A 12823-nucleotide genomic window follows, 5' to 3' on the forward strand; every position below is an offset into this window, starting at 1 on the left:
ATATTACGCCCTCTGGATAAATAGCTGAAATGACTTATTATCATGATATCTATTCCAATTTGGCATGTGTCGTGGATATCAAAGCACTGCGCTACTTTATCGAAGTCGTAAATTTACAAAGTTTTACAGCCGCAGCAGAAGCACTGAATGTCACTCAGCCAACCATCAGCAAAATGGTTAAAAATCTGGAAGAAGAGCTGGGCACGCCGCTGCTGCTTCGTGAATACCGCCGTTTTCATCTTACTGACGCAGGGCGTGTGGTGCTGAATCGGGGCCTGGACGTATTAGCTGCAGAGGCTCGTCTGCAAGCCGAGCTGGCCGATTTAAATACCATGGCCGTTGGCGAGCTGACGCTGGGGGTGCCGCCTTTGGCCGGTATGTTATTTATACCGCTGATTGCTAATTTCAAACGGCTACATCCGCAGATCGAGCTGAGCCTGCGTGAAGAAGGCGGCAAAGCCATTGAAGCTGCGCTGGATACTGGGGAGCTGGAGATTGGCGGATTGCTGCTGCCCGTCGATGAAAATCGTTTTGAAACACTGCCGCTGTCGGATGATCGTTTAGTTTTAGTCGCTGCTGCCACATCCAAATGGCAGGGCCGGTCTGAGGTGCGCCTGACCGAGCTGAGTACGGAGCATTTTGTGCTTTATAGTGCTTCCTATTCGCTGAACGACAGAGTGCAGGCAGCCTGCCAGACTCAGGGTTTCAGCCCGCAAATTGCGGGGCGAAGCGGGCAATGGGAGTTTATGGTGGCTCTGGTTGAAAGCGGTCTGGGTGTGGCATTACTGCCCGAATCTGTTGCCCGCCGTATTCCGGCTGGCCGTTGTGTGATTGCCGCTTTAAGCGAGCCTGAAATCCCGTGGCGAATCGCGCTTGGCTGGCGTAAGGATGTGTATTTATCGCGTGCAGCAAGAGCGTGGATTGAGGCTTTGCGCTGAAGGGGATGGCTTAAAAAGTGCGGTGTTTTTGCGATGTGAGGGTGCACAGACGAAAAAAAAGGATTTCAGGCCGATGCCGTGAAATCCTTTATTTATCAGTACTTAACGAGTGGTGCCCGGGGTCGGACTCGAACCGACACACCTTGCGGCGGGGGATTTTGAGTCCCCTGCGTCTACCGATTTCGCCACCCGGGCTCGTTCAGTGCAGGAGTCGAATTATGTAGAAGCCTGCCTTGCTTGGCAAGTATTATCTGCCGTTAATTGCGGATATTTTCTGGAATATTACATAAATTATTGTTATTTAAGGCGGATTTATTATTAGAGGGTTTGCAGATTCATACATCAGGCTGAACATAAATCGTATAGCTTGATGGATTTGTCAGCAAACCTCCTGTGCTTTTTCCGGCAGAAATCGTTTTATGCTTCTTTTTTTAGCGTTAAAGCACGTTCATACAGGGCGTTTTTAGGTGCGCCGGTAATGGAAACGGCCAGCGCCACGGCCTGTTTGAGTGGCAATTCAGCAATTAAGGGCAATAAAACGCTGTCGTAATCAGCGCCATCGGCTTTTTCTGCTCGGGGCGCTGCATTCACCACCACAACCGATTCGCCACGCTCCTGATTACTGTCGCTGGCAACCCATGCGGCCAGCTCGCCAAGTGGCAGGCGGCGGATAGTTTCAAAGGTTTTGGTGATTTCCCGGCAGAGAACTGCCTCACGATCCGGGCCAAATACACTGGCCATATCGTTTAAACAATCCACAATACGGTGTGGTGCTTCATAAAACACGCTGATGAAGCTTTGATCTTTTAGTTCGCTTAGTGCATCGCAGCGTTGCTTGGTCTTGGGCGGTAAAAAGCCATAAAACAAAGCGTGCGGGCAGTTAAAGCCACTGGCCGATAATGCAGTTGTCAGTGCAGATGCGCCAGGAACCGGGATAATCCTGCAGCCCGCTGCGTGTGCTGCTGCAGCAAGCAGGGCTCCGGGATCAGAGACGGCAGGTGTTCCGGCATCGGATACTTGCGCGATTGTTTCCCCGGCCAGTATGCGGGCTACCAGCTTTTCAGCCATGCTGTGTTCGTTGTGCTCTCGCAAAGACACCATTGGTGTCGAAATATTAAAATGTTTAAGCAGCTGCCCGGTAACCCGGGTATCTTCGGCCGCAATCACATCGGCTCCTTTTAGTGCGGCAATGGCGCGGGGCGTCATGTCGTTAAGGTTACCGATTGGAGTGGCTACCACATATAATGCGGACTTAATAATAGGATTGGATTCTGTATGCACGCCAAGGCTCTCCTTTTTGCTTCGGAATGGCGCAGTGCGCTAGGGTCCGTACTATACGGTGCTGTACTGCTTACTGCCATAGCCGGTTGTGCTGCTGCGCCTGTTATTGCTCCTGTGGCCGCTAAACCCGCGTTTACCATTGCCTCACAGGCGGCGGCCTCTGAGGCCAGCCCGGCACAGATCTTACCCCTTGCGCCTGCTGAGGCTAAGCCGGTTAGGCGCGATGGTTTTATTGCGGTATTGCTGCCAGGTAAAAGTAAGGCGATGCGTCCTGCGGTAGATGCGATTAAAGCCGGCGTATTGGCTGCTGAAAAAACCAATGGCAGTGCTGATGTGCCTGCAGTAAAAATTTTTGATACTGATGATGTTCCTGCTGAGGTTTTTGAGCAGTTTCAGCAGCTGCATCAGCAGGGCGCGATAGCGGTTATCGGGCCGCTTACCAAGCCTTCAATTAATTATCTGGCCGATGTGGGCGATTTTGATATCCCAGTCATTGGTTTGAATTCTTTCGATGAAAAAACATTGCGCCGTGCTCAGCTCTATAGTTTTTCCTTGTCTATAGAGCAGGAGGCCCAGCAAATTGCCAGACAAATGTTTGATGATGGCCTGCGTATGCCTTTGGTTTTGCAAGGGGACAGCCCACTGGCTGGCCGGATGGTGCAGGGCTTTGTGGATAGCTGGAAAGAGGCAAATGGCACGCAACCCACGATCTTTTCTTTAAAAGATGCACGCAGCCAGGCGCAGGCTTTGAGGGCTCAGCTGAAAGACGGCGGGCATGACTCGGTCTTTTTTGCCGCTGGCTCCAGGCAAACACGGATCTCCCGCCCATTTATTGGTAACGAGCGGCCGGTTTATGCCACCAGCCAGATTAATCCGGGTGCTTTAAGCCGGACGGCTCGTGTGGATATGAATGGAATCCGTTATTTAGAAACACCGTGGATTTTGCAGCCGGGCAACAGTGAATACGCTTTGCTGAATCGGAATCGTTCAAAGTCGAATGATGTTGAGCGTTTATTTGCACTGGGGGTTGATGCATGGAAGCTGGCTGTTTTATTGAGTAAACAGGCAGAAGTTGATTTTGATGGTTTAAGCGGGCACATCACCTTGGGAAGCGGCGGATTAATTGAGCGGGAGCTCACGCTTAATACTTTTAGCAGCGCAGAAGAGAGCGCTCCGGCAACCCCGATACCATGAACAAGCTGGGCCTTGCCGCAGAAAATGCGGCTGTGATTTTCTTGCAGCAACAGGGTTTAAAAATCATCGGGCGCAACTGGCAATGCCAGCGTGGTGAAATTGACATACTCGCTAAGGACGGTAATACCTTAGTATTTGTGGAAGTGCGGCAGCGGCGCAATGCGCGGTTTGGCGGGGCGGCGGCCAGCATAAGCCCTGCGAAACGCGCTAAACTGCGTGCGACCGCACAATATTACCTAATAAATGTTTCTCCTTTACCGCCTTGCCGCTTCGATGCAATTTGCTTTGAAGGGGAAACGATCAACTGGCTCCAAAACTGTATAGACGCCACTGAGGGATAAAAATGGATTTAGCACAACGTATTCGACAGCATTTTCTGGATAGCATCGACGCCAAGCAAATGGCCATGGAGCTGCTCTCCCCAGGGATTCGTATTGGTGCCGAGAAAATGGTGCAAACCTTTATCTCGGACGGCAAGATTTTAACCTGCGGTAATGGGGGCTCGGCTGCTGATGCGCAGCACTTTGCTGCAGAAATGGTGGGCCGTTTCGAGCGTGAACGCCCAGGCTTGGCCGCAGTCGCTTTGTCTACCGATACTTCGGCGATTACCGCTATTGCCAATGACTACGATTACGATCTGGTTTTCTCTAAGCAAGTGCATGCCCTGGGCCGTCCTGGCGATTTGTTGATTGCGATCTCTACATCGGGTAATTCTGCGAATGTGATTTCAGCAATTCATGCAGCACACGACAGGCAAATGAATGTGATTGCCTTTACCGGGCGGGATGGCGGCCAGATTGGTGAAATCCTGTCGGGTGACGACGTGCATTTGTGTGTGCCGGTGCAGCGCACGGCACGAATCCAGGAAGTACATATCACCATGATTCATGCGCTATGCGACGCAGTTGATTTTATGTTGCTGGGCGGCGAATAATGCGGCTAAAAAGCGCACTACTCACCCTGGGGCTGGCGGCGTCTTTATCTGCCTGCGTCCCCATTCTTCTGGTAGGCGGCGTAGCTGTAGGCGCTATGGTGGGATCGGATCCGCGTAAGTCAGAAGTCATCAAAACAGACTTTGATTTAGGCGCAAAAATTAGCAGCGATATCATCGATACATGGAAAGAAAAAGCCCATATCAATGTCACTGCATTTAATGGCATGGTATTACTCACAGGCGAAGTGCCGGATGAGGCGGCTAAGGCAAAGGTGTATGAAATTGCTCAGCGCCAGTCCAGGGCCCGTAAAATTTACAACGAAACCGTTGTTTCTGTGCCTTCCACTGCCGCTAATCGTCTGTACGATACACAGCTGACCGCCAGAGTGAAGACCGCCTTGCTGGCGGATGCCAACGATGCCGACGCAGTGCATTTGCAAGTCATTACCGAGCGCAGCGTGGTTTATTTAATGGGCGTAAGCAGGCCTGATATTGCCGAATCTGCTGCCCGTGCTGCCAGCCGTGTTTCGGGTGTGCGGCAGGTCGTGAAGCTGGTTGAGCCTTTAGCTGTAAATTAAAGCTTTGGGATGCTTATTAAAAAGCGAGCTTGCAGGCTCGCTTTTTGTTGCACTGCATAAAAATCATGACCGATGGTCGGCAAGATGGGCAAAGTTTTGCGCGTGCAGTGCTTTTGCTTACAAGGAAAAGGCCGTGTGTGGGCCTGACCATGCTAAAATTGCTGGCTGTAAAGTGTGCTTTTAGCGCATTGCCAGCCGTCTTGCTTTCTTACTGTCACCATGCTGTTCAGAGAGCCAGATTGCTTTCACGCCTTCCCAATTACTTTTGCTGGAGTACAGGATGACATCCTCGATTTTTACCGCAGTAGAAATGGCACCTCGTGACCCGATTCTGGGTCTTAATGAAGCCTTCAATGCCGATACACGTGCTGGCAAGGTTAATCTGGGTGTGGGTGTGTATTACGATGACAATGGCAAGATTCCATTGCTGGCTGCGGTAAAAGCGGCAGAAAAAACCCGTATGGAAGCCCAGCCACCACGGGGCTATCAAGCCATCGAAGGCTTGGGTGCATACAATCAGGCGGTACAAAATCTGGTGTTTGGTGCGGACAGCGAGCTGGTTTCATCCGGCCGCGTCGTCACTGCAGAAGCTTTAGGCGGCACGGGCGCTTTGAAAATCGGCGCTGATTTCTTAAAGCGTCTGAATGCAGATGCCAGCGTCTATATCAGCGATCCAAGCTGGGAAAACCACCGCGCATTGTTTGAATCAGCAGGGTTTAAGGTAGAAAACTACCCTTACTACGATGTAGCGACTCGCGGTGTGAATTTCACCGCCATGAAAGCGGCTCTGCTTGGCCTGCCAGCAGGCTCCATCATCGTATTGCACGCCTGCTGTCATAACCCGACTGGCGCAGATATGAGCGATGCACAGTGGGCGGAAGTGGTTGAAGCCTGCCGTGAGCGTAACCTGGTGCCTTTCCTTGATATGGCTTATCAGGGCTTTGCTGATGGCATCGATGCAGATGCCGTTGCTGTGCGTTTATTCTCTGCCTCTGGTTTGCAATTCTTTGTTTCCAGCTCTTTCTCTAAGAGCTTCTCGATGTATGGCGAGCGCGTAGGTGCTTTGTCCATCGTGACAGAAAACCGTGAGGAAGCGGGCCGGGTATTAAGCCAGCTGAAACGCGTGATTCGTACCAACTACTCCAACCCACCTATCCATGGTGGTGCTGTAGTGGCTGCAGTGCTGTCCAACCCAGAGTTGCGTCAGCAGTGGGAGGACGAATTAGCCGGCATGCGTGATCGTATCCGTGCAATGCGTACCAGCCTAGTTGCTAAGCTTGCAGAGCGTGGCGTAGCGCAAGATTTTAGTTTTGTAGCGGCTCAGCGTGGTATGTTCTCCTATACCGGCCTGACTGCGGCGCAGGTTGAAGTGTTGAAAAACGAATACGGTATTTACGCGGTTTCAACTGGCCGGATTTGCCTTGCTGCACTCAATACAAAAAACATTGATTACGTAGCAGATGCGATTGCTAAAGTGCTGTAATTTAGCGGGCACCTAATAAAAAACCCACGAAGCGATTCGTGGGTTTTTTATTGGGAAAATGTAATGGCTTTGGCCTTGTTGCAAGGTTTTTTATTCAGCCGCCGCACCAAGAAAAATACTTTTCACTTTCTTTTTTTCCTGGCTAAAGATGATTCCGCCATAGATGCTGCCCGCTATAAAATGATTGGCGTCACTCTCTTCTTTATTCCAATAGGGTTTGTAGGCTTTCATCACATCCTGCATGCTGCTGCCAATCCTGATGCCACGGCGGGTACTTAAAGTGCTGGGTGCAAATATGGTAATTGCTGCTATTTTTTTTGCGCCGCGTTTTTTCTCTGAAACCATATCAAGCGTAATGCCACAATCGGTATAAAACCACTCCTGATGATAGGCCCCGTCTGCATCCCACAATTTATCAGGCCCGCGTTTTTCCTTGCAGCTGATTGTTTTTATGACTTCTTTTTCAGGAAGACCAATCTGCAGATTGCCTAGTTTTTCTTCCCGCAGCAGAGCAAATTCGTCTGCTGCCGAAGTTGTATGGCCAATCAATCCCAATATCATGCCAATGATGATTGTTCTGAGTGGTTTCATTAAGACCTCTGTTTCGTTTGAAATGAGTATATTTAGCAGGGGAATTTTTTTAAACCTGCCTGATAAGTTATTCACTAATCCGTAATCGCTTTGCGTGAAAAGTCTTTTGGTCTGAAACCGAGGGCAAAGAGTGCCGCAAAGTAAGCTCCTGCACCGGTGACAACCAGAACACTAAGCCAGCCTGCCCTGACCAGCTTATGCATTCCGGCAAAGGCGGGCATAAAGTGCAGCAGCACAAAGAGCAGGGCGCTCATGGTAGCGACGGCCAGTACGATGCGCAGCATAAAACCCTTCCATGCAGCTTGTGGGGCGTAGTAGCCCCGTAAACGCAGCGTGCGGTATAGCAAGCCTGCATTCAGGCACGCACCCAAACTCATCCCCAGCGTCAGCCCGGCATGCTTAAGTGGCAGGGTGTACAAGAAAATCAGGTTGATCGCCAGGGTGGCCAATAGCGTGATAATGCCGATACGCACCACGGTTTTAATATCCTGGCGGGCATAAAACGCCGGGGCGAGGATTTTAATCAGGATCAGCCCGATTAAGCCCACGCTATAGCCCACCAGCGCCTGTTGGGTCATTAAGGCATCGTGCATAGAAAACTTGCCGCCCTGGAACAGGGTGAGCACTAAAGGCTCAGCAAGGATGGCTAAGGCCACGGTGGCCGGCAGGCAAAGCATGATGCACAGGCGCAGTCCCCAATCCAGTAAGCGGTCATAGCTGGCCTGATCACCACTGGCATGGCTGCGGGCCAGGCTGGGCAGCAGAATCGTTCCTAAGGCCACGCCAAGCACGCCCGTTGGGAATTCCATCAGCCGGTCGGCATAGTAAATCCATGAAACACTGCCTGAAGCTAAAAAAGAGGCAAGGTTGGAGTTAATAATCAGGCTGATCTGTGCAACCGATACGCCAAAAATGGCGGGGCCCATTTGCTTGATAACCCGCCAGACACCTTCGTCTTTCATATCCAGCTTGGGCCACATCAGCATTCCCAGTTTAGCCAGGTGGGGCAGTTGGTAACAAAGCTGGGCAACGCCACCAATCAGTACGGCAATAGCCAGTGCAAAAATAGGGCGATCCATTAGCGGGGCCAGCCAGAGTGCGCAGGCAATAAATGAAATATTTAAGAGCGTGGGAACAAAGGCTGGAACAGAAAAACGATTGTAGGTATTTAAAATGCTGCCGACCAAAGAAGATAGCGAAATCAGCAAAATATAGGGAAACATATAGTGGAGCAGCTCGACTGCCAGATTAAATTTATCCGGGTTTTTGGCAAAGCCAGCCGCAGAAAAATAAATAATTGCAGGGGCTGCCAAAACTCCCAGCAAAGTGACTAAAACCAGAACTAAAGTCAGCATGCCGGCAATTTTTGCGACAAAATCTTTGGTGGCTTCCTCTCCTTTGCGCGTTTTGTACTCGGCCAGAGTAGGCACAAAGGCTTGTGAAAATGCACCTTCGGCAAAAATTCTGCGCAGCATATTCGGCAGTTTAAAAGCAGTAAAAAAGACGTCCGTGGCAGCACCTGCGCCAAATACATGGGCAATAATGGTGTCGCGGACAAAGCCTAATATGCGTGAAACCAGCGTCATGGAGCTGACTGCTGCCAGTGTTTTAAGAAGGTTCATGCCGGAGGGTCTGAGTAGTGAGGGCGCAATTATAAGGCCGTATCTTATCCCTGTAGCAAGCCAGGCGGTGACCCACTGAATTTATGGGAAAAATGAGGTTTTTTCGTGCTCTGAGCAGAATCAAGTTGATCATTGCTTGCCAGAACGTAAAAGTGGCGCTATCATCGCCGGTTTCCGAATTAGCCCGCTTTTTGGGCAAGCCCGTCAGGAGTTTCAAAACATGGCTAACAGTGCCCAAGCTCGCAAGCGTGCACGTCAGGCTGAGAAAGCCCGCCAGCACAATACCAGCCAGCGTTCCGCTTTCCGCACCGCGATCAAAAAGGTGCTGAAGGCTGTGGAAGCAGGTGATAAAGCTGCGGCTCAGACTGTCTTCCAACAGTCCGTCAGTATCATTGACCGTATCGCTGACAAAGAAATCTTCCACAAGAACAAAGCAGCTCGTCATAAGAGCCGTTTGTCTGCAGCAATCAAGGCTATGGCCTGATTCTACGGATGTTCGAGTGAAGAAAACCCCAGCCTCGGCTGGGGTTTTTGTTTGCCCGCTATTTACAGATCAGCGGCGTAATGGTGGCATCCGCAGGCGGAAGGCAGGCATAAGGCGTTGGTAGTCTGGTTCTTCAAAGGTAAAAAGATGCTCTGCTGCTTCGGTATCAACAAGACAGCTCAGGCGCACAAACCGGCCTGTTTCTTTCCATACGGCGGCGGCTAAGCGTTCGCTCAGCCACTCTGGGCTTTCAGAGCTTGCACACTCTGCACTTAAATTAAGTAAGCAAGTATCATTACTTAATGGGCGTTGATCTTGCCATAGCGTTACAATGCCTTCTCGCGCAAGCTGAGTGAGGCAGCGCTGAGCTTCAAAGCAAGAAAGCGGTGCAATGCTTAACTGAAGCTGCAAATTTATAGACATAAAGCTCGCTCCTTATTTGGGCTGGCCGCTTGTGAGATGAATACAATGCTTGCGGGAGGACGGAGGATTCGCTTAATTTTATGTGCTTTAGAGGTAGCTTACCGCTGGCAAACGAAAAAACTGCATCAGGTTACAGCAGGGTTTCCTTTTGGGGCCCAATTTAAAACCGGTGGATGCTTGAATATTATCGGATTTATCGCTGCTTACTTGACCGTATATCGGCAGAGCTGACGCGTTTATGCTAAATTTTATCAACGATGCAAGACGAGCATGATTTGATGTCGCAAGTGGATTCAGAACAACTTCATTTACCCCGCATTCTTGTTGTGGATGATTCCCGCATTGTGCGGGCGACAATCAAGAAGCATCTTGCCACCAGCTATGACGTGGTCGAAGCGGCCAATGGCGAAGAGGGCTGGCAGCAACTGCTGGCCGATGAAACAATTCAGCTGCTTATTTCCGATTTAAGTATGCCGGAGCTTGATGGGCTGGGCCTTTTGGCCCGCGCACGGAGTGCCGGGGATGGCCGGCTGTATTTGCTGCCGGTGATTATTATTTCTGGTGAAGAAGACGACGCAATCAAGCAAAAATGCGTTGAATGTGGCGCGACAGATTTTATTTCTAAATCAACTGACAGAACAGAACTGCTGGCGCGTGTCGCTGCGAATATTCATCTTGCTGCCATGCAGCATGAGCTGGCCATCGTTCGTACAGAACAGGCTCAGGTTGCATCCAGAGATCACAGTACAGGGGTGGCCAGCTCGCATTTGCTGATGCTGCAGATGGAGCAATCCATGGCCTACGCCATGCGCCATAATTCTGAAGTGACTCTTTTACTTTTAGAGATCGACCATTATCAGCCGTTAAAGCAAAAGTTAGGCGACAGGCTGGCAGATCAGATGCTCAGCCTGCTGGCAAAGCTGCTGGCGGCAAAATTGCGCCGTGAGGATACGCTGGCCCATGTGGAAGGGCCGCAGTTTGCTATTGTGGCGCCTGGTACTTCATTAAGTGAAGTTCGCGTCATGGCCGAGCGTTTAAGGCAATGCGTATCGGCTGCGCGGATTAATTTCCGTGATGAGCGTTTAGAGGTTAGTGCCAGCGTTGCGGTTGCTAACTCCTGGCATGACGATACGCATCTGGCACCGGCATTATTCAGTAAGGCGATTACACGCCTTTATGGCTCTTCAGGCGAGGGGCGGATTTTAATGCCGGATGAGAACGTCAACCGTCTGCCTTTATTGCCGCTGTCTGATGCGCTGCTGATGCTGCATAAAGGCCATAAGGAAGAAGTGCGGCCGCATCTTCCTGCTTTATTAGCAGGCCTTGCGCCACTGATCCATTTGGCTAATGAAGAGTACGGCCTGGATTGGTCGCTTGATTTTTTGCAGCAGGGCGAAGCGGTCAGTGATCAGGCATAAAGCCTGGCTGAAGTTATGCCAGCAGCGCCTCCTGTTGGGCCAGCCGGCGTTGCTCAACAAATAAGCTGTTCCCCATTTTACTTTTAGCCAGATGCTTGGCATGGGTCGCGGCAGCAGCAACTTCATGATGCGTTAAATACACGCCGGTATGCGCTTCAATTACCCCGATCGATAGGCTGCTTAGTGGAAAATGCTGCAGCTCGCCGCGGCGGTCTGTGCTGCTATAGCCATTTTGCAGCTGGTGCTCGGGTTTAAATAAACTTTGTACCTTAAGCTCAAATTCTTTGAGTAAATTCTGGCAGCGCTGCTTCCAGTCTTCTGAACGAAACAGAATCATAAAATCATCCCCGCCGATATGTCCGACAAAATCCATTTGAGGATCGGCCACGCTGAGGAGCAATTCTCCCAGCATGCGTATCATTCTGTCACCGCAAGCATAGCCATACACATCGTTATAGGGTTTAAAGTGGTCCAGATCGATGTAGGCGGCAGTAAAATTGCGCTGTTCTGTCAGTAAAACTTCTATTTGTTCTTCGATAGGTACATTGCCGGGTAATAAGGTAAGCGGGTTTGCATGGCGTGCGGCCCGAATTTGTAATTCGGTAATGGCACGCATCAAATCATGGCCTGTCCCCATCCCTAAATAATGCCCCTGCCCGGTGATGATAAAGCCATCGGCAAGGTGTCTGTGATCCGCTGCGGTGACGAGCTGTGATAATTCTTGCAGGCTGGTTGAGTGCTCAACAATCAGAGGCGTGCAATCCATTAATGCTTTGCAGGGTTTATTGCCATACAGCTCGTTGGCAAAAGGCCGCCCAAAAAACTCAATGACTTCATGCCGGCGCAAAAGCCCGACAGGCCGGCCTTCATCAATCACTGGCAGGGCATGAATGTGAGGATATTTGCTGAAGATACGGCAGATTTCTGTGCCGCTTTGTTTGGGAACCACGGAGGGCACTTCAACGAGCAGCTGCCCGGCGCTCTGCTCTTTTAGCCCGCCAGGCCGGTGGTCTTTTTCCTGCAGATTAAGATTGAGCTGCCTGGGGGGATGGGTATTAGGTCGCGCAATAAAATAACCCTGTACATAGCCAATACCAATTTTTTGCACAACTTGTAAATCGGCCTGGCTTTCTATGCCTTCTGCAATGACGCGGGTGCCGGTATTGAGCGCGATATGCTGAATGGATCGTACAAACTGTCTTTTTTGCGCATCGTCAGCCAGGCCCTGGATAAAGTATTTATCAATTTTAACAAACTCAGGTTTGAGTTCTGACCACAGACGGAGTGAAGAAAACCCTTCTCCCAGATCATCAAGCGCAATTTTAAAACCCATATTCCGGTAATGCAGCAGCGCTTCTTTAAGCAGATTGTAATCGTGGGTGGGCTGGGTTTCGGTGAGCTCAATGACTACACGTTGTGGTGTAAGACCCGCATCGGTTAATAAGGCCAGCGTTGCGCCTGGCTTAAAGTCTTGCTCGGCAAGACAGGATGGAATCACATTCAGAAACAGCCGCCCTGATAATTCTTCTTTTACAAAGGCCTTAATTACGGCTTTGCGGCAGGCAAAATCCAGTGCATGCAAACAGCCCAGCTCTTCGGCAACGCGGAAAAGATTAATAGGAGAATGCAGAAAACTGGCTGAAGGGCCACGGATAAGCCCTTCATAGCCAAAAATTTCGCCGTCTCGGGTTGATGCAATAGGTTGAAAAAGAGCCGTTAACTGGTTTTGGCTGATAATATTTTCAAGTTCGTGCTTGAGCGACTCAAGGCAGGGTGATTCATTCATATGAAGCCAAATATGCAACGTGAATTGTAAGAATAACAGTGGTGAGTTACGTTCGCGTTACAGATGACTCCAGCCAGTCATCCGGTAATTT

13 protein-coding genes and 1 tRNA gene are annotated in these 12823 nt (G+C 50.4%); 8 read left to right on the forward strand and 6 right to left on the reverse strand.

Going from position 1 to position 12823, the window contains the following annotated elements:
* The first annotated feature begins 29 nt into the window (after positions 1-29).
* Positions 30-938, forward strand: coding sequence for a LysR family transcriptional regulator (locus HA050_RS17970; RefSeq protein WP_166829268.1), 909 nt, complete (start codon positions 30-32; stop codon positions 936-938).
* 110 nt (positions 939-1048) lie between these two features.
* On the opposite strand, the gene HA050_RS17975 is transcribed toward HA050_RS17970, so the two are convergent.
* Both HA050_RS17975 and rsmI read right to left on the reverse strand, forming a co-directional pair.
* Positions 1049-1133: transfer RNA gene (locus tag HA050_RS17975), tRNA-Leu, on the reverse strand.
* Positions 1134-1355: 222 nt separating this feature from the next.
* Entirely contained in the window at positions 1356-2219 is an 864-nt protein-coding gene (rsmI, locus tag HA050_RS17980) for a 16S rRNA (cytidine(1402)-2'-O)-methyltransferase (RefSeq protein ID WP_308418916.1), read from the reverse strand.
* On the opposite strand from rsmI, the gene HA050_RS17985 reads away from it, so the two are divergent.
* The 5 genes from HA050_RS17985 to HA050_RS18005 all read left to right on the forward strand — a co-directional run bounded on the left by HA050_RS17985 (position 2214) and on the right by HA050_RS18005 (position 6408).
* The gene (locus tag HA050_RS17985; protein WP_166829271.1) at positions 2214-3413 is read left to right on the forward strand and encodes a penicillin-binding protein activator; all 1200 of its coding nucleotides are present in this window, start codon (positions 2214-2216) and stop codon (positions 3411-3413) included. The two genes, rsmI and HA050_RS17985, sit on opposite strands and share 6 nt — an antisense overlap.
* Complete coding sequence (locus HA050_RS17990; RefSeq protein WP_166829274.1) at positions 3410-3754, forward strand: YraN family protein; 345 nt, start codon at positions 3410-3412, stop codon at positions 3752-3754. Before HA050_RS17985 ends, HA050_RS17990 begins: the two co-directional genes overlap by 4 nt.
* A gap of 2 nt (positions 3755-3756) precedes the next feature.
* Positions 3757-4347, forward strand: a complete 591-nt coding sequence (locus tag HA050_RS17995; protein WP_099398634.1) for a phosphoheptose isomerase — start codon at positions 3757-3759, stop codon at positions 4345-4347.
* Positions 4347-4925, forward strand: a complete 579-nt coding sequence (locus HA050_RS18000) for a BON domain-containing protein (RefSeq protein WP_166829277.1) — start codon at positions 4347-4349, stop codon at positions 4923-4925. Before HA050_RS17995 ends, HA050_RS18000 begins: the two co-directional genes overlap by 1 nt.
* Positions 4926-5205: 280 nt before the next feature.
* Positions 5206-6408 (forward strand): amino acid aminotransferase, encoded by a 1203-nt coding sequence (locus HA050_RS18005; RefSeq protein ID WP_166829280.1) that lies wholly within the window; start codon positions 5206-5208, stop codon positions 6406-6408.
* Between the two features lie 90 nt (positions 6409-6498).
* Here the strand turns inward: HA050_RS18005 and HA050_RS18010 are convergent, their stop codons facing one another.
* Both HA050_RS18010 and murJ read right to left on the reverse strand, forming a co-directional pair.
* On the reverse strand, positions 6499-6999 hold the full coding sequence (locus HA050_RS18010) for a hypothetical protein (protein ID WP_166829283.1): 501 nt from the start codon (positions 6997-6999) through the stop codon (positions 6499-6501).
* Between the two features lie 74 nt (positions 7000-7073).
* The gene (gene murJ, locus HA050_RS18015; protein WP_166829286.1) at positions 7074-8621 is read right to left on the reverse strand and encodes a murein biosynthesis integral membrane protein MurJ; all 1548 of its coding nucleotides are present in this window, start codon (positions 8619-8621) and stop codon (positions 7074-7076) included.
* A 220-nt stretch (positions 8622-8841) separates the two neighbouring features.
* On the opposite strand from murJ, the gene rpsT reads away from it, so the two are divergent.
* Positions 8842-9105 (forward strand): 30S ribosomal protein S20, encoded by a 264-nt coding sequence (gene rpsT, locus HA050_RS18020; RefSeq protein WP_099398629.1) that lies wholly within the window; start codon positions 8842-8844, stop codon positions 9103-9105.
* 69 nt (positions 9106-9174) lie between these two features.
* On the opposite strand, the gene HA050_RS18025 is transcribed toward rpsT, so the two are convergent.
* Positions 9175-9528 carry a hypothetical protein gene (locus HA050_RS18025; protein ID WP_166829288.1) on the reverse strand — a complete coding sequence of 118 codons (354 nt, stop codon included), beginning with the start codon at positions 9526-9528 and terminating at the stop codon, positions 9175-9177.
* Between the two features lie 278 nt (positions 9529-9806).
* Between HA050_RS18025 and HA050_RS18030 the strand changes: the two genes are divergently transcribed.
* The gene (locus tag HA050_RS18030) at positions 9807-10946 is read left to right on the forward strand and encodes a diguanylate cyclase domain-containing protein (protein WP_166829290.1); all 1140 of its coding nucleotides are present in this window, start codon (positions 9807-9809) and stop codon (positions 10944-10946) included.
* 13 nt (positions 10947-10959) lie between these two features.
* On the opposite strand, the gene HA050_RS18035 is transcribed toward HA050_RS18030, so the two are convergent.
* On the reverse strand, positions 10960-12732 hold the full coding sequence (locus tag HA050_RS18035; RefSeq protein ID WP_166829292.1) for a GGDEF domain-containing protein: 1773 nt from the start codon (positions 12730-12732) through the stop codon (positions 10960-10962).
* Positions 12733-12823 lie beyond the last annotated feature (91 nt).

The sequence above is a fragment of the Iodobacter violaceini genome (assembly GCF_011601265.1).
Lineage (GTDB): Bacteria > Pseudomonadota > Gammaproteobacteria > Burkholderiales > Chitinibacteraceae > Iodobacter > Iodobacter violaceini.

Bases quoted from the DNA above. Each gene is read 5' to 3' on its own strand.
- HA050_RS17970 (WP_166829268.1), top strand. From the start codon at position 30: ATGACTTATTATCATGATATCTATTCCAATTTGGCATGTGTCGTGGAT.
- HA050_RS17985 (WP_166829271.1), top strand. From the start codon at position 2,214: ATGCACGCCAAGGCTCTCCTTTTTGCTTCGGAATGGCGCAGTGCGCTA.
- HA050_RS17990 (WP_166829274.1), top strand. From the start codon at position 3,410: ATGAACAAGCTGGGCCTTGCCGCAGAAAATGCGGCTGTGATTTTCTTG.
- HA050_RS17995 (WP_099398634.1), top strand. From the start codon at position 3,757: ATGGATTTAGCACAACGTATTCGACAGCATTTTCTGGATAGCATCGAC.
- HA050_RS18000 (WP_166829277.1), top strand. From the start codon at position 4,347: ATGCGGCTAAAAAGCGCACTACTCACCCTGGGGCTGGCGGCGTCTTTA.
- HA050_RS18005 (WP_166829280.1), top strand. From the start codon at position 5,206: ATGACATCCTCGATTTTTACCGCAGTAGAAATGGCACCTCGTGACCCG.
- HA050_RS18010 (WP_166829283.1), bottom strand. From the start codon at position 6,999: ATGAAACCACTCAGAACAATCATCATTGGCATGATATTGGGATTGATT.
- murJ (WP_166829286.1), bottom strand. From the start codon at position 8,621: ATGAACCTTCTTAAAACACTGGCAGCAGTCAGCTCCATGACGCTGGTT.
- rpsT (WP_099398629.1), top strand. From the start codon at position 8,842: ATGGCTAACAGTGCCCAAGCTCGCAAGCGTGCACGTCAGGCTGAGAAA.
- HA050_RS18025 (WP_166829288.1), bottom strand. From the start codon at position 9,528: ATGTCTATAAATTTGCAGCTTCAGTTAAGCATTGCACCGCTTTCTTGC.
- HA050_RS18030 (WP_166829290.1), top strand. From the start codon at position 9,807: ATGTCGCAAGTGGATTCAGAACAACTTCATTTACCCCGCATTCTTGTT.
- HA050_RS18035 (WP_166829292.1), bottom strand. From the start codon at position 12,732: ATGAATGAATCACCCTGCCTTGAGTCGCTCAAGCACGAACTTGAAAAT.